The 23,563-nt window shown below is 67.2% G+C and carries 21 protein-coding genes; 13 read left to right on the forward strand and 8 right to left on the reverse strand.

The window, feature by feature from the left end; all coding sequences use genetic code 11:
- Window position 1: 1 nt before the first annotated feature.
- Window positions 2–1,105: a tyrosine-type recombinase/integrase gene (locus B9C43_RS08160; RefSeq protein ID WP_084425304.1), complete on the forward strand. Its 1,104-nt coding sequence runs from the start codon at window positions 2–4 to the stop codon at window positions 1,103–1,105.
- Here B9C43_RS08160 and B9C43_RS08165 read toward each other — a convergent pair.
- The gene (locus tag B9C43_RS08165) at window positions 1,083–1,739 is read right to left on the reverse strand and encodes a class I SAM-dependent methyltransferase (RefSeq protein WP_084425305.1); all 657 of its coding nucleotides are present in this window, start codon (window positions 1,737–1,739) and stop codon (window positions 1,083–1,085) included. The two genes, B9C43_RS08160 and B9C43_RS08165, sit on opposite strands and share 23 nt — an antisense overlap.
- Window positions 1,740–1,783: 44 nt before the next feature.
- On the opposite strand from B9C43_RS08165, the gene B9C43_RS08170 reads away from it, so the two are divergent.
- The 3 genes from B9C43_RS08170 (at window position 1,784) to B9C43_RS08180 (ending at window position 7,936) form a co-directional block, all read left to right on the forward strand.
- A complete protein-coding gene (locus B9C43_RS08170) occupies window positions 1,784–2,434 on the forward strand; it encodes a class I SAM-dependent methyltransferase (protein ID WP_235038492.1) in 651 nt (216 codons plus the stop codon).
- A gap of 242 nt (window positions 2,435–2,676) precedes the next feature.
- A complete protein-coding gene (locus B9C43_RS08175) occupies window positions 2,677–6,891 on the forward strand; it encodes a GH92 family glycosyl hydrolase (RefSeq protein ID WP_200825455.1) in 4,215 nt (1,404 codons plus the stop codon).
- A 64-nt stretch (window positions 6,892–6,955) separates the two neighbouring features.
- Entirely contained in the window at window positions 6,956–7,936 is a 981-nt protein-coding gene (locus tag B9C43_RS08180; RefSeq protein ID WP_084425307.1) for an LLM class flavin-dependent oxidoreductase, read from the forward strand.
- Window positions 7,937–7,954: 18 nt separating this feature from the next.
- Here the strand turns inward: B9C43_RS08180 and B9C43_RS08185 are convergent, their stop codons facing one another.
- Entirely contained in the window at window positions 7,955–8,527 is a 573-nt protein-coding gene (locus B9C43_RS08185; protein WP_235038493.1) for a Uma2 family endonuclease, read from the reverse strand.
- Window positions 8,528–8,732: 205 nt separating this feature from the next.
- On the opposite strand from B9C43_RS08185, the gene B9C43_RS08190 reads away from it, so the two are divergent.
- The gene (locus B9C43_RS08190) at window positions 8,733–9,575 is read left to right on the forward strand and encodes a TIGR03621 family F420-dependent LLM class oxidoreductase (RefSeq protein ID WP_235038494.1); all 843 of its coding nucleotides are present in this window, start codon (window positions 8,733–8,735) and stop codon (window positions 9,573–9,575) included.
- Window positions 9,576–9,620: 45 nt separating this feature from the next.
- On the opposite strand, the gene B9C43_RS08195 is transcribed toward B9C43_RS08190, so the two are convergent.
- A complete protein-coding gene (locus B9C43_RS08195; protein WP_084425309.1) occupies window positions 9,621–11,567 on the reverse strand; it encodes a S8 family serine peptidase in 1,947 nt (648 codons plus the stop codon).
- A gap of 271 nt (window positions 11,568–11,838) precedes the next feature.
- The gene (locus B9C43_RS08200; RefSeq protein ID WP_084425310.1) at window positions 11,839–13,482 is read right to left on the reverse strand and encodes a right-handed parallel beta-helix repeat-containing protein; all 1,644 of its coding nucleotides are present in this window, start codon (window positions 13,480–13,482) and stop codon (window positions 11,839–11,841) included.
- Between the two features lie 63 nt (window positions 13,483–13,545).
- Here B9C43_RS08200 and B9C43_RS08205 point away from each other — a divergent pair, with 63 nt between their 5' ends.
- The gene (locus B9C43_RS08205) at window positions 13,546–14,355 is read left to right on the forward strand and encodes a TetR/AcrR family transcriptional regulator (protein ID WP_235038495.1); all 810 of its coding nucleotides are present in this window, start codon (window positions 13,546–13,548) and stop codon (window positions 14,353–14,355) included.
- A 16-nt stretch (window positions 14,356–14,371) separates the two neighbouring features.
- Here B9C43_RS08205 and B9C43_RS08210 read toward each other — a convergent pair whose 3' ends face one another.
- From B9C43_RS08210 to B9C43_RS08220, 3 genes are all read right to left on the reverse strand, one after another.
- Window positions 14,372–15,478: a hypothetical protein gene (locus B9C43_RS08210; RefSeq protein ID WP_084425311.1), complete on the reverse strand. Its 1,107-nt coding sequence runs from the start codon at window positions 15,476–15,478 to the stop codon at window positions 14,372–14,374.
- 66 nt (window positions 15,479–15,544) lie between these two features.
- Complete coding sequence (locus B9C43_RS08215; protein WP_084425312.1) at window positions 15,545–16,246, reverse strand: histidine phosphatase family protein; 702 nt, start codon at window positions 16,244–16,246, stop codon at window positions 15,545–15,547.
- 10 nt (window positions 16,247–16,256) lie between these two features.
- Window positions 16,257–17,084: an undecaprenyl-diphosphate phosphatase gene (locus B9C43_RS08220; RefSeq protein ID WP_033386658.1), complete on the reverse strand. Its 828-nt coding sequence runs from the start codon at window positions 17,082–17,084 to the stop codon at window positions 16,257–16,259.
- Window positions 17,085–17,202: 118 nt separating this feature from the next.
- On the opposite strand from B9C43_RS08220, the gene B9C43_RS08225 reads away from it, so the two are divergent.
- The 7 genes from B9C43_RS08225 to B9C43_RS08255 all read left to right on the forward strand — a co-directional run bounded on the left by B9C43_RS08225 (window position 17,203) and on the right by B9C43_RS08255 (window position 22,472).
- Window positions 17,203–18,180 (forward strand): aldo/keto reductase, encoded by a 978-nt coding sequence (locus tag B9C43_RS08225; protein WP_084425313.1) that lies wholly within the window; start codon window positions 17,203–17,205, stop codon window positions 18,178–18,180.
- Window positions 18,181–18,259: 79 nt separating this feature from the next.
- Window positions 18,260–19,252 carry an NHL repeat-containing protein gene (locus B9C43_RS08230; protein WP_084425314.1) on the forward strand — a complete coding sequence of 331 codons (993 nt, stop codon included), beginning with the start codon at window positions 18,260–18,262 and terminating at the stop codon, window positions 19,250–19,252.
- On the forward strand, window positions 19,249–19,461 hold the full coding sequence (locus B9C43_RS08235; protein WP_033386664.1) for a DUF5703 family protein: 213 nt from the start codon (window positions 19,249–19,251) through the stop codon (window positions 19,459–19,461). The genes B9C43_RS08230 and B9C43_RS08235 overlap by 4 nt, the downstream gene beginning before the upstream one ends.
- Before the next feature lie 78 nt (window positions 19,462–19,539).
- Window positions 19,540–20,187 (forward strand): HD domain-containing protein, encoded by a 648-nt coding sequence (locus B9C43_RS08240; RefSeq protein ID WP_084425315.1) that lies wholly within the window; start codon window positions 19,540–19,542, stop codon window positions 20,185–20,187.
- Between the two features lie 10 nt (window positions 20,188–20,197).
- On the forward strand, window positions 20,198–21,136 hold the full coding sequence (locus tag B9C43_RS08245; protein WP_084425660.1) for a D-2-hydroxyacid dehydrogenase family protein: 939 nt from the start codon (window positions 20,198–20,200) through the stop codon (window positions 21,134–21,136).
- A gap of 59 nt (window positions 21,137–21,195) precedes the next feature.
- Entirely contained in the window at window positions 21,196–22,017 is an 822-nt protein-coding gene (locus B9C43_RS08250) for a peptidoglycan-binding domain-containing protein (protein WP_033386668.1), read from the forward strand.
- Window positions 22,018–22,073: 56 nt separating this feature from the next.
- The gene (locus B9C43_RS08255) at window positions 22,074–22,472 is read left to right on the forward strand and encodes a nuclear transport factor 2 family protein (RefSeq protein WP_033386670.1); all 399 of its coding nucleotides are present in this window, start codon (window positions 22,074–22,076) and stop codon (window positions 22,470–22,472) included.
- Here B9C43_RS08255 and B9C43_RS08260 read toward each other — a convergent pair whose 3' ends face one another.
- Window positions 22,473–23,495, reverse strand: a complete 1,023-nt coding sequence (locus tag B9C43_RS08260) for a hypothetical protein (RefSeq protein ID WP_084425316.1) — start codon at window positions 23,493–23,495, stop codon at window positions 22,473–22,475.
- Window positions 23,496–23,563: the final 68 nt, after the last annotated feature.

Below are 23,563 nucleotides of genomic sequence, written 5' to 3' on the forward strand. Positions count from 1 at the left end.
TGTGTCAGGCGAACTGATCCGGCCGGTCCCCCGCCTTATCGAGCCGGCTGAACCGGCAGAGCCGGGTGCGTTGCGGGCGGTGCTGGTGCAGGCGGTGGAGTTGTTGCCCGCCTTGCCTGCGGTGGACCCGAATGACCGGTACGGCATCAGGGCGTTGACGGTGTTGTGGTTGGAGGCGGACAAGACCGAGCACACGCGCCGGGCGTATTTCGCTGATCTGGCGGCGTGGCTGGAGTGGTGCCGCCGCACCGGGCTGGACCCGTTGGACGCGCGACGGGCGGATGTGGACGCGTGGAAGGCCACGATCACCGTGACCGGCAAGGACGGCGTGCCCAAGAAGGCGTCATCGTCCACTGTGGCCCGTCGGCTGGCGGCGATTTCCAGTTGGTATCAGTACCTTGAGGACAACGACGTGGCCGACCGCAACCCGGTGTCGGCGGTGAAACGGCCCAAAGTGGACCGTCAGTCGCCGTTCCCGGCGTTGGCCGAGGCGGAGACCGCGGCGCTGCTGGATCACGTGACCCGCCGCGCACAGCGCATCGGCAGCGAGGCGGCCTATCGGGACGCGGCCCTGGTGTCGCTGATGTTCCACACCGGACTGCGGGTCTCGGGTGTGACCAGCGCGCGGGTGGAGGATCTCGCGGTGGACCGTGGGCATCGGATCCTGTGGTACACCAAGAAAGGGCAGACTCGCGACTTCGTTCCGCTCGCGCCGCCGGTGCTAGCCGCGTTGGACGCGTATCTCGCGGTGCGGGCCGCACGGGAGGGCATCCCGGCGGGTCCGTTGCTGGTGACCACGCCGCATCCGCGTGATCCGAGCAAGGCGGGCGGGCGGCCGTTGACGCAGCGGGACGTGTGGCTGGCGCTGCGCCGGTATGCCAAGCAGGCCGGGCTCGCCGCCGCCGACAGCATCACCCCGCACACCTCCCGGCGCACGGTGGCCACGACGCTGCTGGCCAACGGCGTACCGATCGAGAAGGTGCAGGACTTGTTGTCCCACAACGACATCCGTGTCACCCGCGGCTATGACGCGGCCCGGCACAAACTGGATTCCTCGCCGGTGTACACGCTGGCGTCGGTGCTCAGCCGTCACCAGCAGGACTAAGCGGCCGCCACACGGTGGTGGTCTTGATCTCCGCGTCTTCCAGGGCCTTGGGCACCGGGACCTCGTACTGGGCGACTTGGGAGAACTGCTCGCGCGGCAGGTGCTTGCGGCCGGGATCACCGACCAGCACGGTCACGTCTCGGGCCTGCAGGCGGCGAATGAACGGCATCATCCGTGAGGTGACGGCCGTGTCGTAGAAGATGTCCCCGGCCAGGACCACGTCGAACCCCTCGGCGTCGCCGTCGACCATGTCACCGAACTCGGTCTGCACGGTCAGCCCGTTGGCCTCGGCGTTCAACACGATCGCGTCGATGGCGAACTGGTCGATCTCGTTGGCCACAACCCGGCGCGCCCCGGCTTTGGCCGCCGCCAGCGCGACGATCCCGCACCCGGCGGCGAGGTCGAGCACGCTGCGCCCGGCCACGAGCGACGGGTTGTCCAGCACATAGCGCGCGAGGGCCTGACCACCGGCCCAAGCGAAGGCCCAGAACGGCGGCGCCAGGCCCTTCTCGCCGACTTCCGCCTCCACCCGCTCCCACAGGTCGAACGCGTCCTCGGCCAGGTACAGCTGGATTTCCGGGACGTGCGGCGCGACACCCAGACGCGTGTGGGCGCGGACAAAAGCGGCGGTCATCCGGTCATCGTCCTACAGTGCCTGTGGTGTGCCACGATGAGGTCGTGCCAGATCCCTTCGGTGGTCGGCAGCCGACCAGCCACGAACGGATGACAGGGCTGCCCTGGGACGCGTCCTATCACGACGGCCCCGCACCCTGGGACATCGGCGGCCCGCAGCCGGCGGTCATCCGCGTGGCGGCCGAAGGCGGATTCACCGGGCCGGTGCTCGACGCGGGGTGCGGGTCGGGCGAGAACGCGCTGCACATCGCGGAACAAGGATTGCTGGTTGTGGGCTGTGATGTGGCCGAGACGGCGCTGACGCGCGCCCGGGCGAAAGCGGCGGAGCGTGGACTGGACGTCGAGTTCGCGGTGGCAGACGCGTTGCGGCTGGACAGCCTCGGGCGCCGGTTCGCGACCGTGTTGGACTGCGGGCTGTTCCACACCTTCGACCGTGATGAGCGGCCGGGATACGTGGCCAGCCTGGCGTCGGTGACCGAGCCGGGCGCGCGGCTGTATCTGTTGTGTTTCAGCGACGAAGGACCCGACACCGGCCCGCATCCGGTCAGCCAGGACGAGCTGCGAGCCGCGTTCACCCCGAGCACCGGCTGGGACATCGTCGCTCTGGAAGCCGACCGGGTGCACACCAGATTCCACGGTGAGCGCGGCGCGCCGGCGTGGTTCGTGACCGTGGACCGCAGTGCCAAGCGGGCCTGACAGTTCGTGCCGTCCGGTCGTTGTAGGCCAACTGGCGCAGTGCGTGTCGAGTCTGAAGACAGTTCACCGACTACGTCTTGACATCGATGTCAAAGCTGAGTTGTCCTGTGGCCCGACCCGGGGGCAGGGTCGTAGTTCCTCAACGCGGAGGCAAGCTCATGGGGCACCGGCGGACCGGTTGGCCAAGACCATCGATCAGACGTCTGGCGGCCGGCGCCGTCGGCGTGACACTGTTGACGACCATGCTGGCGGACCCAGCCGCCGCCCAGCCGGGCGGCCCGACCGACTTCTCCTCCTCCTTCGAAGCCGGGGACCCGCAGCCGACGTGGACCGACACCGCCGAGACCGACCCGGCAGGCAATCTCAAAGCGGCGGGCGTCAACTCCGACGACCCGACGCGGATCCCCGGCGACATCACCGACAAGGTCGCCGAGGTCACCGCCAACGGCGAGAACTCCGGCTCCGGCGAGGTCAAGGAGAACCTGGTCGACCACGACCCGCAGACCAAGTGGCTGGTGTTCGAACCGACCGGGTGGGTGCAGTTCAAGTTCACCGAACCGGTCGACGTCGTGCGCTACGCGATGACCTCGGCCAACGACTTCCCCGGCCGCGACCCGCGCGACTGGACACTCAAAGGCTCCGCCGACGGCCAGTCGTGGACCACACTGGACACCCAGACCGGGCAGGCGTTCGACAAACGGTTCCAGACCAAGGAATACAAATACGGTGGGGGTACCGAGTACCTGTACTACCGGTTCGATTTCACGGCCAACAACGGCGACGAGATCCTGCAGCTGGCCGAGATCCAGTTCTCCGAGACCACACCGCAGGCCGAGTCCCGCATCCTGGTCGTACCGAACATGAGCACCGTGGTGGGTGACGGCCCGACGAGCGCGTTCACCGCGAAACCGAAGGCCGGGTTCACCGGGCGCAAGGCATTCCGGTACGTCGGTACGCACCTCGCGGCGGGGCGTGCGTACTCGTACAACAAGGTGTTCGACGTCAACGTTGTCGTCACCCCGACCAGCAGGCTGTCCTACCTGATCTTCCCCGAGTTCCTGCTGGACGACCTGAACTATCCGTCCACGCACGCCGCGATCGACCTGGCGTTCACCGACGGCACGTACCTCAGCGACCTCAAGGCCGTCGACCACCACGGCAACCCGCTGACCCCGCAGGGCCAGGCCGCGTCGCGCACGCTGTACACCCAGCAGTGGAACAACATCGTCTCCGACATCGGCAAGGTCGCCGCGGGCAAGACCGTGGACCGGATCCTGCTGGCGTACGACAACCCCAAGGGCCCCACCGGGTTCAAGGGCTGGGTGGACGACATCAAGATCGTCGGCGCGCCACAAGCGCCGAACTACGCCCGGCCGTCGGACTACGTGCTGACCACTCGCGGCACCAACGCCACCAGTGGTTTCTCCCGTGGCAACAACTTCCCGGCGACCGCGGTGCCGCACGGCTTCAACTTCTGGACCCCGATGACCAACGCGGGCTCCACGAGCTGGCTGTACGACTACGCCCGCGCCAACAACGCCGACAACCTGCCGACCCTGCAGGCGTTCACCGTCAGCCACGAACCCAGCCCGTGGATGGGTGACCGGCAGACCTTCCAGGTCATGCCGTCCACAGCGGACGTGGCACCGGACGCCGGACGCGCCGCGCGGGCGCTGCCGTTCAAGCACAGCAACGAGATCGCCAAGGCGCACTACTACAGCGTGCAGTTCGAGAACGGCGTCAGGACCGAGATCGCGCCGACCGATCACGCCGCGGTGTTCCGGTTCGGCTTCCCCCGCAAAGACGGCAACACAGCGCCGGCGAACTTGATCTTCGACAACGTGAACAACAACGGCGGGCTGACGCTCGACGCGGCGAACCGGACCATCTCCGGGTTCTCCGATGTCCGCAGTGGACTCTCGGCGGGCGCGGGCAGGCTGTTCGTGTACGCCACGTTCGACAAACCGGTGACCGCCAGCGGCATGCTGCCCGGCGGTGGCGGCGCGAACGTCACCGGGTATCTGAAGTTCGACACCGGCGCGGACACGACCGTCACGATGCGCATCGCGACCTCGCTGCTGGGTGTCGAGCAGGCACGCAAGAACCTCGAGCAGGAGATCTCCCCGGCCGACACCGTCGAGACCGTCAGCGCCCGCGCCCAGGCCGCGTGGGACGCCAAGCTGAAGATCATCGAGGTGGAAGGCGCGACCGAGGACCAGCTGATCACGCTGTACTCCAACCTGTACCGGCTGTTCCTCTACCCGAACTCCGGGTTCGAGAACACCGGCACCCCGCAGGCACCGAAGTACAAGTACGCCAGCGCGTTCGTGCCCAACGTCAGAGAGAACACCCCGACCCAGACCGGCGCCAAGATCGTGGACGGCAAGGTCTACGTCAACAACGGGTTCTGGGACACCTACCGCACCACCTGGCCCGCGTACGCGTTGCTCGCGCCGACACAGGCCGGTGAGATGGTCGACGGGTTCGTCCAGCAGTACCGCGACGGCGGCTGGATCTCCCGCTGGTCCTCCCCCGGGTATGCCAACCTGATGACCGGCACCAGCTCGGACGTGTCCTTCGCGGACGCCTACCTCAAGGGCATCACCAACTTCGACGCCCGCGGCGCCTACGACGCCGCGATCCGCAACGCCACGGTCACCCCGCCCAACCAGAGCGTGGGCCGCAAGGGCATCGACAAGTCGATCTTCCTCGGCTACACCCCGACATCCACCGGTGAAGGCATGTCGTGGGCGCTGGAGGGCTACATCAACGACTTCGGCATCGCCAAGATGGCCCAGGCCCTCGCCGACAAGGCCGCGCCGGACGACCCGCGTAAACGCGAATACCTGGAGAACGCCGAATACTTCCGCAACCGGGCACAGAACTACGTCACCATGTTCGACCCGGCCATCGGGTTCTTCCAAGGCAAGACCGAAGACGGCAAGTGGCGCACCACGCCCGAGACCTACGACCCGCGCGAATGGGGTTACGACTACACCGAAACCAACGGCTGGAACATGGCCTTCACCGTGCCGCACGACGGACAGGGCCTGGCCAACCTCTACGGCGGCCGCGACAAACTCGCCGCCAAACTCGACAAGTTCTTCTCCGAACCGGAAACCGCGCGGTTCCCCGGCTCCTACGGCGGCACCATCCACGAGATGCTCGAGGCCCGCGACGTGCGCATGGGCCAGTACGGCCACTCCAACCAGCCCTCGCACCACATCCCGTACATGTACAACTACACCGGCCAGCCGTCCAAGACCCAGCAGAAGGTCCGGGACGTCACCGAACGGCTCTACATCGGCAGCGAGATCGGCCAGGGCTACCCCGGTGACGAGGACAACGGCGAGATGTCCGCGTGGTGGCTGTTCAGCGCACTCGGGTTCTACCCGCTGCAGATGGGCGCACCGACGTACGCCCTGGGCTCGCCGCTGTTCACCAAGGCCACGGTGAACCTGGAGAACGGCCGCAAGCTGGTGGTCAACGCGCCGAAGAACTCCAAGCAGAACATCTACGTCCAGGGCCTGAAGGTCAACGGCAAGCCCTACGACAAGACGTTCCTGACCCACGACATGCTCGCCGGCGGCGCGACGCTGGACTTCGACATGGGTCCGAAGCCCTCGGCGTGGGGCAGCGGCGCCGACGCGGTTCCGCCGTCGCTGACCACCGGCACCGAGGTCGCCAAGCCGCTGCGGGACACCGCGAACCTCACCGGCGCGTTGTTCGACAACACCTCGCAGACCGAGGCGACCGCCTCGGTGGTGGAGTTCAAACCGGCCAGGCCGCACGACGTCGTCGAGTACTACACGGTGACCTCCGGCAAGACCGACACCGCGGATCCGAAGGCATGGGTGCTGAAGGGTTCGTTCGACGGCAAGAACTGGGCCATCGTCGACTCCAGGGCGAACGAGAGTTTCCAGTGGCGCCAGCAGACCAAGCCGTTCAAGCTCGCCAAACCCAGCCGCTACACCCAGTACCGGCTGGAGTTCGCGGGCGCCGCGACGGTGGCCGAACTGGAGTTCCTGGCCAAGCCGACCCCAGCGTGCGCGCAGACCATCACTGGCACGCACAACGGCCCGCTGCGCGTGACCGGCGTGGTCTGCCTGCAGGACGCGACGGTCAACGGTCCCGTGCAGATCGACGCGGGCGGTTCGCTGTACGCGTTCGGCGGCACGATCACCGGGCCGGTCTCGGCCACCCAGGCGGCCGCGGTGGCGTTGATCGGCACCAAGGTCAGCGGACCGGTGACGCTGGCCAAGACCCGCGGTGAGATCACCATCGGCGCGGCCGAGATCACCGGCCCGGTGTCCCTAGTGGACAACGCGGGACCGGTGATGGGTTCGTCGACCGTGAACGGGCCGGTGGACTGCACCGGAAACAACCCGCCACCGGCGAACAACGGCCTGGCCAACACCGTCAACGGCCCGCGCTCGGGCCAGTGCGGCCAGATCTGACGTTCAACCGCCGCCTGTTCGGCCGGGCCAGTGCGGCCCGGCCGAACAGGTAGGATCTTTCGGCGTGGATGTCTACCTGCTGATCCTCGGGGATCACCTGCCGGATCCACGCACCGGGCAGAGCCTGTCCCAGCCGGACCGCATCCAGGCCATGGTCGAACAGGCCGTCGTCGCCGAACAAGCCGGGTTCACCGGAGTGGCGATCGGCGAACACCACTTCACCCGCTACATCGTCTCCGCACCGGAACTCCTGCTGGCCACCATCGCGGCCCGCACGTCCACATTGCGCTTGTCCACCGGCGTCACGCTGCTCGCCCACCGCGACCCGGTGCGGGTCGCCGAAGAACTGGCCACCCTCGACGTGCTGTCGAACGGGCGCGCTGAGCTGATCGTGGCCCGTGGCGTGTCGACCGAAACCGACCTCGCGTTCGGCATCTCCCCCTCGGACCTGCGGCCACGCTTTCACGAGTACCTGCGGCTGCTGCTGAAGCTGCTGCGGGAGGAGAACGTCACCTGGAACGGCACGTTCCGCAGCCCGCTGCAGAACGTGACCACGACCCCGCGCCCGATCCAGACCCCGCACCCGACGCTGTGGGTGGGCAGCGGTTCGGCGAATTCGGCGGACTTCGCCGCGGAACTGGGGATGCCGTTGATGCTGCCGAGCACATTGCGGGATCCCAGCGTGTACGTGGACGTAGTCGCGAACTATCGCAGGGGGACTCCGGGCCGGGTCGCGTTGCCGAGCCACGTGTTCGTGGCGGAGTCAGACGCATGTCAGCGGTGGAAGCCTTACCTGGAGGCGTATGCCGCGTTCGCCAGCCCGTGGCGCGGTGACGGCACGAGCATCGACGTGGACAAGCTGATGGAGGGGGCTGCGATCTGCGGCGACCCGACGGAAGTAGCCGATCGGCTCAACGCTCAGCAGAAGCTTCTCGGGTTGGACGCGCACCTGGTGCTGATCGACATCGGCGGCCTGCCACCGGACGAGGTGCTCACCGCGATCAGGCTGTTCGGCGAGAAGGTGATCCCCCAGCTCGCGAGCTGACTCAGTCGAGCAAGGCGGTCAGGTCGATGGTGAACGGCACTGGCTCGTTCGTGGCGAACTTGCCGGTGGCTTCGCCGTGGTCGACGTAGCCGAATTCCTTGGTGAGATGGCATGCCAACAACGAGACTGGCTCATCCAGATCGAGGATCCAATAGTGGGGATTCCCGCATCGGCGTATTCGTCGCGCTTGATCCGGTAGTCCGTCCGGCGCGAACCCGGCGACACAGTCTCGACAATGAGCAGTACTTCAGATGCTCGCAACAACCGGCCCTCAGCCATCGCACGCTTACGGTCAGCGCGCTCGACGACGACCAAATCGGGTCGACGCACAGTCCCGGGTTGATCTTCAGGTACGAGAGCGAGATCGATGTCTATACCGGGCACGGTGATGAGATTCGGTGGAAGTTGTGCTCGCACCTGCACAAACAACTCCGAAACGGCCATCCCGTGGTCGTATGTGAGGCTCGGCGACACGACGATCTTGCCTTCCTGAAGTTCGCTCCAGTACTCGGTTTCACCGAGCGCCGCATAGTCGCCGACTGTGTACAGATGCTTGTCCAGATCCGTCAGCAAATGTTTCGTCGCGGACACGGCTCCTCCTTACGTTGCCCATCCAGCGTGGCATGGGCGTGCGAACTCGATAGAGAGCCTACCTGTCACGGTCCGTGTCAGCCGCCGGTGCGAACTGAGGCAAAACGATTCTCAACGGCCATTTCCATGTGCAGGCAAATTCTCGCCGCCGCTTGAGTCCTGTTTGGAGCGGCGACGCCGGGCGGGCCGGCGCATGCTGGAGATCATGACCAGCCGCCCATTTCGTTTCGGTGTCTCTCTGCTCAACGTCGGCTCCCGCTCGGCCTGGCGCGCCCGAGCACGACAGGTGGAGGACCTCGGATACGACGTGCTTCAAGTGCCGGACCACCTCGGAACGGCCGCACCGTTCCCGGCGCTGGTGGCCGCCGCCGATGTGACGACCATCCGGCTGGGCACCTACGTACTCAATGCCGGAATTCTCAACCCCACGTACCTCGCGCGGGATGTCGCTGACGTGCACCGTCTCACCGACGGCCGTCTCGAACTGGGGCTCGGCACCGGCTACGTCCCGGCCGAGTTCGAAGCCGCGGGCGTGCCGTTCGGAACTGGCGGGCAGCGGCTGCGCAAACTCGACGCGATCCTGGCCGAACTGCGCGCGCTGCTGGCCACGGAGACCGACACACCGTCGCCGCCGATCATGCTGTCGGGCGCGGGTGAGCGGATGCTGCGCTTCGCCGGCCGGGAAGCTGACATCTTCAGCTTCTCCATCCTGGCCGGACTGACCGAAGGACTCAGCCCGGAAGACGCGTTCGGCCGCCGGGTCGACGCGCTGCGAGAAGCAGCCGGTGACCGCGTGGACGACATCGAGCTGAACCTGTTCGTCGCGGCGGTCGGCGACCGCGCGGACACCGTCGACCTCTCGATCATCCGCCAGGCCAGCGGTCTCGGCGACGACATGCTTGTTCAGCTGCCCGGTGTCCTGGTCGGCTCGTCACAGGAGATCGCCGAGCGGCTGCTGCGCTACCGCGAGCAGTTCGGCCTGAGCTACATCAGCGTGCTCGAACCGCACATGGCCGCGTTCGCCAAGGTCATCGAACTCCTGCGTTGACATGTGTCGGCCCCGCTCAAACCAGAGCGGGGCCGACGACAAGAATTACTGCACGACCAGTGCGTAGTCCGCGTCGGTCGCGGTGGTTTCCACGTGCCCGTCGGCGTTGATCTGGCTGGCGATCACGTCGACCTTCCACATCCCGGCCGCGGCCGAGTTGAGGAACACGTTCTCCACTGTGTCCACAGTGTTCGGTGAACCGCCCGAAGTGGACTCGGTGCCTGCCGACAAACCGTTGTTGCCGTAGTACACCGTGCCGTTCGGGGCGGTGACACGCAGGGTCAGGTCGTTGACCCTGGCCACGGACGCGCTCGGGCTACCGGCCGGGTCGGTGTAGACCAGGGTCGCCTTCAACGGCCGTGCCGCGGTCACGTTCACCGAGTAGCTGCGGGTCTGGCCTTGGCTCACCAGGTCCGTTTCGTTGACCAGCACCGGGAATTTCCAGCCGTTGGCGCGGGCCACGGTGTAGGCGTTGCCGACGCTCGCGGTGCCCCAGCCTTGGTGGGTGCGGGTCAGGTCGTGCGCGGTGCCGGTGAACGGGTACTGGTTGGCCGTGTTGACCAGCAGCGCCTTCGCGGTCGCGGCGTGCGGCCGGGAGGCGAACACGTCACGGCCCTTGCCCGGGCCGCCGTCGAACACGCCGTCAGCCCACATCTGGAACAGCAGGCCCGCGTTGCCGCACGTGATCGGCGTGGCGCCGCTGGTTCCGCCGAACGACGTGGTGTACGAGGTGTCGCTGGTCGATGAGGTCGTGTCGATGGCGTCGTAGTAGTTCGACAGGTCCGGCTTGAGCCTGCCGTCGGCCGCCGGGCCGATGCTCGCGCCGCGGTTCCACGCGTCGTCCGTGCGGGACAAGGTGTTGCGGTGGTACTGGCCGCCCACCGACAGCACGTTCTTGGCCCACGCCTCCGGGCGGGAACTGCGGGTGCCCGCGTTGGACTGGGACTGGCAGATCAGGATGTCGTGGTCGAACACGATCCTGTCCATCGCCGCCGAGACCGTCGTGTACGAGGTGGTCAGCGAGCTGCCCCAGCTGTTGCTCTGGAACACCGCGCGGTAGTTGCCGGTCGGGGCGACCAGCTCACGGGTGTGCGCGTAACGGTCGGGCTTGTTGTACGTGGCGAAGATGCCCTGGCCTTCGGGCAGCATTCCGCGCCGGGTGGCGCTGGCGCCTTGGGCGAAGATCTGGCCGTAGGTGGACGTGCCGTGGCTCATGTCGGTGGAGTTGCCGCCGTGCATGACCGTCGGGCGGGCCCGGAACTCCTGGTGGGTGGTGCGCAGTCCACCGTCCATCACCTCACCGCGGACACCTTGGCCGCGGTAGCCGCCCGCGGTCTCGATCGCGTTGGCGCCACTGGCTTCCCGCGCGTTGTTCATGTCCGTTTCCGGCGCCGAGACGGCACCCACGGCCAGCACTTCGGGCAGCCTGGACACCGCGGCGAGCTGGTCGGCGCCGAGCAGTGCGGACAGGTGCTGGCGGCTTTCAGAGATCATGTCCACCTGTCCGCCGGCCCGCCTGATGGATTCGGCGACCCTGCGCTGGTCGGCCGTGTCCGGCTCGACCAGGGTAACGAGGTAGTGGCCGGACGCGGCGGCCCTCGACGCCGTCATCTCGACCTTGTCGGCCGGCTGGTAGTCGCCCAGCCAGCGGACGAAATTCAACTCGGACACTGATTTCTTTGTCGTCGCACCCATCCGCACGACGTAAGCGAAATCAGGAATGTAGGTACCGATTCGAGCACCCAGTTCCCGCAATTGTGCGCGTTGGGCGTCGGTCAATACACCGCGGAACTGCACGAGATAGGCGCCGTTGCCGGACTCGCCGGCCATGGCCCGAGCACCGGTCCGCGTCGGATCGAACGTCCGGTTCGCCAGGTAGATGAGCTGGCTGTCCTGCGGGGTGTCGGAGCCGACCGCGCTGATGACACCGGTAGTCATCAGCGCGGCGGCGAAAACTGAACCCACTAACAAGCCGCGTCGTGACCGCAGCATGAAACAACCTCCGGATCGCAGCAGGGAATGCCCGAACAGGAGGAAAGGCCCGGGCAGTTCACCGACGGTACCGACCAGTTGACTTTCGGTCAGCCGCCAAATGGCCTACCGGAGTCGATGTGAAAAACTGGGAAAACTACCCGCCTCATTGCGGGTTGAAAGTAATTGGCTGGGACCGAAGCAATTGTGCTGAAACTGAACCGTGTTTCGTCACAAGAGGATTTAACTAGGTTCGTAGTACTAGAGTAAGTCGCTGGGATTTCCGGAAATGTCAGTGCCGTCCGGCGGCCGCGACGATCGAAGCGACGGTCTCGTGCGTGGCGAAGTCCGGCTCGGTGAGCACGGTGTTGTCGGCGAGGGTGACCGATTCCGGCGCGTCGCCCGGGTCGGCGTCCCAGTAGTTGCCGAGGAACGCGACGTGTGACAGCGGCGGGGACACCTGGAACACCGCGGGGTTGTCGTTGCGGTGGATCACGTTGCCCTGCACGGTTACCCAGGAGGCGCCGTAGTCGGTGTAGAGCGCGTAGTTGTACGGCGTGACGGTGTCGCGTACGACATTGCCACGGATGAGGGCGCCGTCGGCGTGGGACGTGCCCTGCGAGCCGGAGATGCAGATCCCCCCGCCGTCTGCCAGGACCTGCATGGTGTCGTGCACCAGGTTGTGGAGCACCTGCGTGCTGGTGCCGTCGTAGACGACGATCCCGGCGTGCGGGACGTCGTTGATCTCGTTGTGCGCGATGACCGTTCCGCGCGTCCCCGCGGTGAGAACGGCCGGCGATCCGTGGTAGTCCAGGCCGATGTGGTGGATGTGGGTGTTGTCGATCCGGCAGTCCCTGGCGTCCCCGCCGATCACCGCACCGCCGCCCGCGATGACGCTGATCTCGCTGTCGCGCACGGTGTTTCCGGTGCCGCCGTGGAGTTCCAGGCCGACGCCGCCGAGCCGGGTCAGGTGGCAGTCCTGGAAGGAGATCCGGGAACAGCCGTGCAAGCGCAGCGCGCCGGGCATGCTCGCCGGGTTGTTCGGGACCTCGACCTGGCCGGCGCCCTCGGCGAAGGTGACGGTCATGATCTCGCCGCCGTCGTAGTAGCCGTTGCCGTGGTAGTGCAGGAACCCTCCGGTGGTGCTGGGCCGCAGCCAGGTCGTGTCGGCGAAGGTGATCCCGCGGAAGGCGATGTCGTGGGCGTTGTCCGCGCGTACCAGGGTTTCCAGGACGGGCGCGACCACGCAGTCGAGGTTCTCACCGGGGCGGGGCAGGTAGTGCAGGACGCCCTCGGCGAGGGCGAACGTGCCTTCGGTGAGGAACGCGGGGCTGTTTTCGATCGACGTGGGGTTGTCGGCGCCGTTGGTCTCCCCCGCGCCTGGCCCGTCCCAGCTGATGATCGACTGGTAGAGCTTGCTCGCCCACGAGAAAGCGGGCTGCGCCATGGTGACCACGGCCCCGTCGACGCTCTCCACCGGGCAGCGTGCGTGCGACCACGGGTAGACGCCGTGGTAGACCAGTTCCATCTCGCCGTGCCACGGCTGCGGTTCGGGCAGGACGTAGCCGGTGTCGGTGCGCCTCAGTGGCATGTCCAGCGCGCGGGACGCTCGCGCGGCTCGGCGACCGGAGACGTACAGCTGGCGGGTGGCCAAGCCGGGGACGGGCGCGGTCCACACGCCGTCGGCTCCTCTCCCCCACCCTGTGACGATCCGGCCGCCGCTGATCACGACTTCTTCGCCGTCGTGGGCCTGAAACGTCACGCCGGAGTCGGCCTCGGACAACGACAGCGGCTCGGTGAGCCGGTACGTGCCCGCGCGCAGCGTGATCACCGTGCCTGGCCCCGCCTCGGCACGGGCCCGGTCCAGCGTGGCGAAAGGCTGGTCGATCGTGCCCGTGCCGGAGTCGTCGCCGGCCGGGTCGATGTAGAACTGCATGACTGTCCCCTCAGATGTATATGCCGTATACTTAAGATGTACACCATAAACAAGGGGAGTCAAGTGCCGGATCCGGAGCGCAGTACCGAGTTGCTGTGGGGCACGCGGTCCAGGCGCGGCCTGGACCTGGACACGATCGTGCGCACCGCGATCGGTATCGCCGACGCGGAAGGCCTTGGCGCGGTGTCGATGCGCCGGGTGGCCGAGGCGCTCGGGTTCACCACGATGTCGCTGTACCGGCATGTGCCCGGCAAGGCCGAGTTGCTGGACCTGATGCGCGACGCGGTCATGGTCCCGCCCGACGAGCCCGAGGAACCGGGCGATTGGCGCAGCGGGGTGCAGGCGTGGGCGCGGGCTGGATTGGCGCTGTACCAACGGCATCCGTGGCTGATCGAGTCCTCGGGCTCGCGCACCGTGCCCGGCCCCAACATCGTGGCCGGCTTCGAGCGGGCGCTGGCGCTGGTGGCCCGCACCGGTTTGCCGCCCGCGCAGATCGTCGCGGTGGTGACGCTGATCGGCGGGTTCGTGGAGAGCGCGGCCCGCCAGATAGTGGATGTCGTTGCCGCGCAACGGGAGTCCGGGCTGACACACGAGGAGTTCTGGGGCGCGCGGGAGTCGCTGTTCGAGCACCTGGACCGGTATCCGACGCTGAGCTGGATCTACCAGCAAGGCGGGTACGACAAGCCGCTGGATCCGTTCGAGTTCGGCCTGCAGCGGGTGCTGGACGGCATCGACGCCCTCATTCGTGATGAAAAGCGTGATGAAAGTGCGTGTGTGGTGTGCGGGACACCGGTCGAGGCCACCGGGCAGGGCAGGCCGAAGCAGTACTGCTCACGCGCGTGCCAGCAGAAGGCCTACCGGGCCCGGAAATAGCATCCCCGAAACAGGATTACTGATATCGGACTTCGACCAGCGGAGCCCCGAACTGCGCGGGCTCCTGGTCCGTGCGGGCCGCGAAGGCCACCGAGATCCGCTGCCAGCCCTCCGCCGCGGCCCGCGTCATCAACGCGGTCACGTCGACCTCGCCACAGTCGGTCACGCCGATCAGCTCACGGTACTCCGTCGCGGTCCAGGTCGTGCCCGGGCCGAACGCGCCGATATGCCACGCCTCCACCTGCTGGCAGGCCGGGATCCGCAACCTCGCCGTACGCACCTGCTTGCCGTGCACCGGCACCGCGGTCAGTTCGAAATACGCCCGGTAGTCGTACTCCCCCGCCACCCCGGCCGTCGCCGTGCCCGCGGGGCGCCACTGCGACACATAGCCCTGCCCGGTCACGCTCTGCCCCACGACCATCCACGACAGCGCGTCCGCACTGAATTCCTGCGTCACCGCCACCGGATAACGCGTCCACTGCGCGTCCAGCACGGCCTGCGCGGGGCGGATGGTCAGTCCACCTGGCCGGACACTGCGTACCGCTCGCGCGGTGCGGCCCGCGGCGTCGCGCATGCCAACCGGCCCGCCGGACACCTGACCGGCTGTCACGGTGCCGCTGGGACCGGACTTCACCTTCTCGGCGTGCAGCCGGATCTCGCGGGCATCCGGTGATTTCAGCGTGAATGTCACCGAGAACCCAGCCGGCAGCGCGGTCAGCACCACGTCCAGCCCGGGCTGCGCATCCGGATAGGTCGCGATGTCCCCCGCGAGCACGGGCCTGGGCAACGGTGTCGGCCACGTCAGGCTCATCTCCGCCAACCGCACCAACGGACCACCGCCACCCGGCGAGAACACCACATCCCCCACAGTCGCCACCGGCGCGACCATGCCGTCCGCGCGCACCGCGAGCGTGGTGTCGATCGGGACCCAGCCCTCACCACGACGCACCTGGAACGGCTGCGTGTGCAACTGCGCGGTGACCGTGCCGTCGCTATCGACCCACCGACGCTCGTACTCCGTCTGCGCCACGGGCGCCTGCGGAACGGCGTCCTGCTCGGACATCACAGAGAACACAGACACCAGCAGCAGCGCCACCACCGCGAAAACAGCGAACCACCGCATGGGCCGAGACCATGCCCGCCGCTGCTGCGACAAACCTGCGATCGACCTGTTATCCGCAGGTCACGGCTACTTTCCGGTCGTCCCGCCGACGACCGCGTCGGACGCGGAGGCCCTCTTGGCGTTCTTCTTCGGCTTCGGCGGCACGATGCTCGCCAGATCCCCGCCGTTGTCGTTGGTCCGCAGCACGAACGGCCGCGTATCGGTGTACCGCACCACCGACAACGACGCCGGATCCACCACGATCCGCTGGAACGAATCCAAATGCTGGCCCAACGCGTCCGCCAGCACCGCCTTGATCACATCCCCATGACTGCACGCGATCCACACCGCGTGCGCCCCATGCTCCTCGGTGATCCGCGCGTCGTGCGCCCGAATGGCCGCCACCGCTCGCGCCTGCACCGACGCCAACCCCTCACCGCCAGGGAACACCGCGGCCGAGGGGTGCTGCTGCACGACCTTCCACAACGGCTCTTTGCCCAGGACGCTGAGCTTGCGACCGGTCCACTCGCCGTAATCCACCTCGGACAACCGCGCGTCGGCGACCACCTGGATCCCCTTCGCGGCCGCCAGCGGCGCGACCGTCTGCTTGCACCGCAACAACGGCGACGCCACGATCGCCGCCACCGGCACGTCCGCCAGGCGCTCCACCAGCTTCGCGGCCTGTTTGGTCCCCGAATCGTCCAACGACACCTTCGGGGTACGCCCAGCAAGCACGCCCGAACCGTTCGCCGTCGAGCGCGCATGCCGTAACAGGATCACCGTGGCCATGATCCCGACCTTACGTGGCCGGAATCGTGTTGGTCGCCAGCAACACCATCAACCCGACGCCCAAGAAGATCCGGTACCACACGAAAACCGAGTACGTGTGCTTCGACACGTACCGCAACAACCACGCGATCGTCGCGTAGCCCACGATGAACGCGATCACCGTCGCCACGATCATCTGCGCGGTCGACGCGTGCGGCCCCGGCCCGGTCTTGTCCATCACGTCCGGAATCGAGAAGATCCCCGCGCCGAACACCGCAGGCAACGCCAGCAGGAACGAATAATCCGTCGCGGCCTTGCGTTCCAAACCCAGGAACAAGCCCGCGGTCAGCGTGCCACCCGACCGCGACACACCCGGCACCAACGCCATCGCCTGCGCCAGACCCATCGTGATCGAGTCCCGCATCGTCAGCTCGGTCCGCTTCTGCCTGCCGATCTCGTCGGCAACCGCCAGCACCACCGCGAACACGATCATCACCGTCGCGGTGATCCACAGATTCCGGAACGACGTGCGGATCTCGTCCTTGAAGATCACGCCGAGCACCGCGATCGGCGCCGACCCGATGATCACGTACCACGCCATCCGGTACTCGTCGGTGCGCCGCACCGCCGCGCTGGCGAACCCCTTGAACCACGCGCCGACCAGCACACCGATCTTGCGCGCATAGAAGATCAACACCGCCAGCTCGGTACCCAGCTGGGTCACCGCGGTGAACGACGCACCCGCGTCAGTCCCCCACCCCAACGTGGACACCACCCGCAGATGCGCCGACGACGAAATCGGCAAGAACTCCGTCAGCCCCTGGACCAGACCGAGAACAATCGCCTGAAGCCAGTCCAACCCGCCACTCCCAACCCGGTTTCACGTGCTTGGGAAAGAATCTTGGACTACGCCCGATAGCGGCCGACCATGGCCCTTGCCCGGCCCCGGTGATCGTCAGCCCTTAGGCTCACGCTCCGTGGAGTATCGACACCTCGGCCGCAGCGGACTGCGGGTGTCCCGGCTGGCCCTCGGCACGATGACCTGGGGACGGGACACCGACGCCGACGAAGCCGCCAAGCAACTCGTCGCGTTCACCGACGCGGGCGGCACCCTCGTGGACACCGCGGACGTCTACGCCGAAGGCGAATGCGAACGCATCCTCGGCGCCCTGCTCGACGACGCCGTACCCCGCGACCACGTGATCATCGCCACCAAAGCCGTCGCCCGCCGCACCGAAGGCCCCTTCGGCGGCGGCGCCTCCCGCGGCGCACTGCTGCACGCACTGGACGGATCCCTGCGCAGGCTGGGCGTCGACCACATCGACCTGTGGCAACTACACGCCTGGGACTCCGCGGTCCCCCTCGACGAAACCCTCGCCGCCCTGGACACCGCCGTACGCAGCGGCAAAGTCCGCTACACCGGCGTGTCCAACTACTCCGGCTGGCAACTGTCCACCGCCGCCACCATGCAACTGATGGCCGGCGGCGCCTCCCCCATCGTGTCCACCCAGGTCGAATACTCCCTGGCCGAACGCGGCATCGAACGCGAAGTCGTACCCGCGGCCGAACACCACGGCATCGGCATCCTGCCCTGGGCACCCCTCGGCCGCGGCGTGCTCACCGGCAAATACCGCTCCGGCACCCCCGCCGACTCCCGCGGCGCCTCCGCGCACTACGCGCCCTACGTCGAACACCACCGCACCGAACGCGCCGCCCGCATCGTGCAGGCCGTCTCCACCGCCGCCGACGGCCTGGGAACGTCCCCGCTGGCTGTCGCGTTGGCCTGGGTAAGGGACCGTCCCGGCGTCGTGGCCCCGGTCGTCGGCGCCCGCGACACCGGGCAGCTCGCCGGATCACTGGCCGCCGAGGAACTGACCCTGCCTGCCGCCATCCGGGCCGCACTGGACGACGTCAGCGGGATCCAACTCGGCTACCCGGAGCAACGACTCGGGTGAAGGTTGCCCAACAAGACGTGACCTGGCGTGCAGAATCGGGGATGCTGGGTGAACTGGACGTTACTGATGGAGGTCGCTGTTGCGTCGGCTGGTAGCCGTGGTGTCGGGTGTGACGCTGCTGGCAGGATGCTCTCAGACCGCCGAACCCCACGATGACCTCCAGGTCACCGACAATCTGACCATCGCCGTGCCGGCCACGTCGCCTGCGACGTCCAAGCCGGTCGGCACGGTCATCCCGCTGGCCAAAAAGATCACCGGGCTCGTCATCGCGCCACAGGCCCGGACAATCGCGCTGGCCACAGCCGACCCGGAACTGCTGCTGCTGAGCCTCGACGACCCAGGCGCACCCGCACGATCGGTCACCATGCCAGGACCTGTCACCGCGATGAGTGCCCTGCCCGACGGTGTGCTGGCATCGGTCGGAATCAGCAAGATGCTCTTCACCGTCACGCTGCCGGACGCGACCCTCACCGCGATGCAGTTCGACAGCGCGCCCGGCACCGCCGTCGCCTCCGGTGATCTCGAGCTCATCCCGCTCACCGACGCCAAGGCCATCGAGGTCCTCCGCGGCGGCGGAGGCCCCAAACGGATCTCCGGCAGCATGTTCCGCGCCGACCAGGTCCTCATGACCGGCCAGCACGCCGTCGTGCTTGACCGCCTGCGCACCGCGTTGTTCGATATCGACCTCGTGGACGGCAAAATCGGCGCCGGGCAACGAGCGGGCCAAGGCGCAGGCAACGCCACCACCGACCGGTACGGCCGGGTGCTCGTCACCGATACGCGCGGCGGCGCGCTCCTGGCCTTCACCACCAACCCGGTCATGCTCAAACAGCGTTACCCCGTACCGGGAACGCCCTACGGCATCGCGTACGACCCGAACCGTGACCTCGCGTGGGTCACCCTGACCGAACGAAACGAGGTGGTCGGCTACCACGTCGCCGGTGGCGAACCCCGGGAAACACACCGGTTCGCCACTGTCGTGCAACCGAATTCGGTGACCGTCGACCCGGACAGCGGGCGTGTCTTCGTCGCGTCCGCGACCGGTGGAGGAGTTCAGGTGATGCAGCCGTGAACGATGGGGTGGTTGAAGGGGATTGGGAGTACCGGCCGCTGAAGCTGCCGCCGGGGATTTCCCGCCTTAGCGCAGCGGTCCAACTGTCGATCCAGGCGGAATACGCCGGGTGGGAACTGTCGCGAGTACGCCTGTACTCCGACGGCACCCGCAAAGTCCTGCTCCGCCGTAAGCGCCCAAGGGCCGGAGTACCAGGCCTGATGATCTAGACCGCCCAAGTCGGCTACAGCACCCCGGCGAAGGCGCCGGGGCGCTGTCCCCTGGCGCGATCTGGAACAGTTGGGGTCATGGATGATCCCAATTCACGGCTGCTGGCAGACGAAACACCCCTGCCGGACACGATCGACGCCCGGCTGCGCCAGCAGCTGACGTTCCTGATCGAAGTCGACAAACTCAAGACCATCCTGCGGCAGTCCCCACTGGCCGCCGACAGGCGCCGCGAGAACGACGCCGAACACTCATGGCACCTCGCCATGATGGTCATCATCCTGGCCGAACACGCCGACGAACCCATCGACATCGGCCACACCATCAAACTCGTCCTCATCCACGACCTGGTCGAGATCTACGCGGGCGACACCCCGATCTACCACCCCACCATGGGCGCCGACCAAGCCGAACGCGAAATCAAAGCCGCCGAGCAACTGTTCGGGCTGCTGCCCGAGGACCAAGCGGCCGAGATCCGCGCACTCTGGGACGAATTCGAAGCCCGCACCACCCCGGAAGCCCGCTTCGCCAAAGCCATGGACCGCCTGGAACCCCAACTGCTCAACTGGATGGCCCGCGGCGGCACCTGGCAAAGCCCCGGCATCACCGCCGACGACGTACGCGCCCGCAAAGCCGCCATCGGCGACGCCTCCAAAGCACTGTGGAACGCCAGCCTCGAGATCATCGGCGAAGGCGAACGACGCGGCTGGGCCAGGCCAGGCAGGTAGCGTGTCGATCATGCGATGTGCGGTGCTGGACGACTACCAAGCCGTCGCGCTGGCCATGGCCGACTGGTCAGGCCTCGACGTGACCGCCTACCAGGAACACTTCGACGACCACGACCAGCTCGTCGACGCGCTCAAGGACAAGCAGATCGTCGTCATCATGCGCGAGCGCACCCCGTTCCCCGCCGCACTGTTCCAACGGCTGCCCGAACTCAAACTCCTGGTCACCAGCGGCATGCGCAACGCCTCCATCGACCTGGCCGCAGCAGCCGCCCACGGCGTCACCGTCTGCGGCACCGCCAGCACATCCACCCCACCGGCCGAACTGACCTGGGCATTGATCCTCGGCCTCGCCCGCCACCTCGTCACCGAGAACACCGCGCTGCGCGCCAACGGCCCCTGGCAGAGCACCGTCGGTATCGGCCTGGCCGGAAAAACCCTAGGCCTGGCCGGCTTCGGCAAGATCGGCGTCCAAGTCGCACGAGTCGGCCGCGCCTTCGGCATGAACGTCATCGCGTGGAGCACCAACCTGACCGCTGACCGCACCGAACCCGAAGGCGTCCAGCTGGTCACCAAGCAGGAACTGTTGTCCACCAGCGATGTCCTGTCCATCCACGTCGTACTCAGCGACCGCACCCGCGGCCTGATCGGCGCCGACGACCTCGCACTGATGAAACCGTCAGCCCTGCTGATCAACACCTCCCGCGCCACGATCGTCGACCAGGACACCCTGGTGGATGCCTTGCGGGACAACCGCATCGCCGGCGCCGGACTGGACGTGTTCACCCAAGAACCACTGCCCGCCGACGACATCCTGCGAACCCTGCCCAACGTGCTGGCCACACCGCACCTGGGCTACGTCACCGACAACAACTACCGGACCTACTTCCGCGAAGCCGTCCAGAACATCCAGGCCTTCCTCGCCGGAGCACCCGTACCACGCGTTTTGTAGCTGTCTTGTATTCCTCCTCGCCAAGCTGCGAAGCGACAAGACCACGAGGAGGTCCCCCGATGCGGATCAAGTGGGCGGCAGCCACCAGCGCCGTCACGATCGCCGTTTCCGTCATAGCGGCAATACCGGCCCAAGCCCTGCCCGCCGTGAACATGGAGAAAGTGCTCCTCGCGGCGCAAATCGACCCGCGCCGCCCCGACTCCGCGCTCACCCCCGGCGCCAAAGACCACGTACTGGTGGTCGAACAAGCACTGCAGGCCAAGGGATTCCTCGCCGCACAGTACGTCGACGGCCACTTCGGCACCTCGACCACCACGGCCTACACCAACCTGCAGAAGTCCTTCGGGTGGAGCGGGATCGACACCAACGGCATCCCCGGCCAGACCTCACTGGAACGACTGGGCGAAGGCCGCTTCACGGTGACCAACATCGTCAGCGCCGGATCCCGGATCAGCTACCAAGGCAAAACCATCAACACCCGCACCAAAGCCATGCTGGCAGCGGCCGAAGCCCGGCTCGGCCGGACCCTGACCATCACGCAAGGCTCCTACAACCCAGGCGGCGTCGGCGCCTCCGGCGGCACACACGACGGCGGCGGCGCACTGGACATCTCCGTGAGCGGCATGTCCGACACAGTCAAGGTCGACGTCGTCCGCAAACTGCGTGAGGTCGGCTTCGCCGCATGGTGGCGCAAACCCTCACAAGGCCCATGGGAGCACCACATCCACGCGATGGCCGTGTCCGACCCGCACCAGTCCATCTCCGCGTGGCACCAGTCCGGTGACTACTACCTCGGCAAGAACGGCCTCGCCAACGGCGCCGCCGACGACGGCCCGAGCGTGACGAAGAGGACCTGGGAAGAAGTCCAGCGCGGGGAATGATCACACGTGTGGGTGGCCGGGGTGGCCACCCACACTTTCCCCGTTAGGGTGAACCGATGGGGATCACCACCGAAGACCGGCTCGCCATCGGCGAATTGCTCGCCATGCACGGACACCTCTGCGACAGCGGCGAATTGGACCGACTGTCGGAGGTCTTCACCACCGACGTCACCTACGACATCACCGACCTCGGCCAAGAACCCCTCATCGGTGTCGAAGCCCTGGCAGCCGCAGGCCGCGCCCTCGGCGACTTGAACCCTGTCGGCCACCACGTCACCAACATCGTCGTGACCGAACACGACGGCCAGATCCACGCCCGCTCCAAGGGAATCGGCATCAACGCCGACGGAACCTCCGCCAGCGTCACCTACGAGGACACCGTCATCCGAGCCGACGACGGCTGGCGCATCAGCTACCGCAAAATCCTCGCACGACGAGCCCCGCTCGGCGGGTGATCACGGCTCATCCAATGCCCACAGCTGCGGCCGTTCGCCATAGGTGACCACGCTCAGCACGCCGTTCACACAACGCGGCGGCGAGGCGCTGCCCATACCGACCTGAAGCACCTGGACGGTGTTGTCCCCGGGCGTCCAGCGGACCAATTCCCCTTTCTGCTCCGCACCTGTCGGCTTGCTCAACCAATAGATCCGGCCACCACAGGCATGCACGTCCAAGGCCGTGGCGTCCAACGTGATCTCCCGGTTCTCCCGGCGCGCCACCAACGGCCCGGGATGCAGCACACCCACTTCGTACGGCGGGAAATCCGCGGTCAGCTCCCAATCCGCGGTACGTACCAGCACCGCCGCCCGGCACGCCCGCTCCCCCGTGATCAACGCCTGCGGGGTGAACGGCGGCGTCAGCTGGAACCACCGCGCGCAATGCTGGTCCGGCCTGGCTTCGCGCCACTGCACGCCGTCCAGTTCGCTTGTCAGCAACGAAATCGCCCACCCCGGCGGGGCACAGTGCCGGGTGACCACCTTCAGGGTGGAGGCGTCCAGGATCTGCAGGCACTGGTCGTTCTCCTGGACGACGACCGCACCGACCGCGTGCGCCACCAGCGCCGTCTTCGGCCCAGTGAACTCACCGGTCAGCCCACCCGTTGCCGCGTCCACAGTGGACACACGGCCGGTGTTGGTCTCGTGCACGACCACACGGGCACCTTCCAGCGTGGCGGTCAGGCCCTCGTTGCCTCGCGCAAGGACCACGCCGGTGTTGTTCACCAGGAGGTGCGTCCCGTCTGGCTGCGTGATCGGGAACAGGGCTCGCTCGGTGTCCACGGCCGACCGGTGCGGGTGCTCGATCGCCGTAGGCAACGACACCGGCCGCCAGTTCAGGCCCGTGAGCGGCACTCTCCTGGCCTGTTCGACCTGTAGCGCAGGAGGTACCGGGTCACGTGGCGGCGGCGGGTCGCGCAGGACAAGCACAGCGACCACCACCACGGCGGCCAGAGCCGCAGCACCGATCCATCCCCTACGCATGCCATCACCCTGCCACGCGCGGTCGTTGAGGCTGTTTCGTGTATTTTCGTCACAGTTGATTTGAACTG

This window comes from Kibdelosporangium aridum, assembly GCF_900176515.1.
Lineage (GTDB): Bacteria > Actinomycetota > Actinomycetes > Mycobacteriales > Pseudonocardiaceae > Kibdelosporangium > Kibdelosporangium aridum.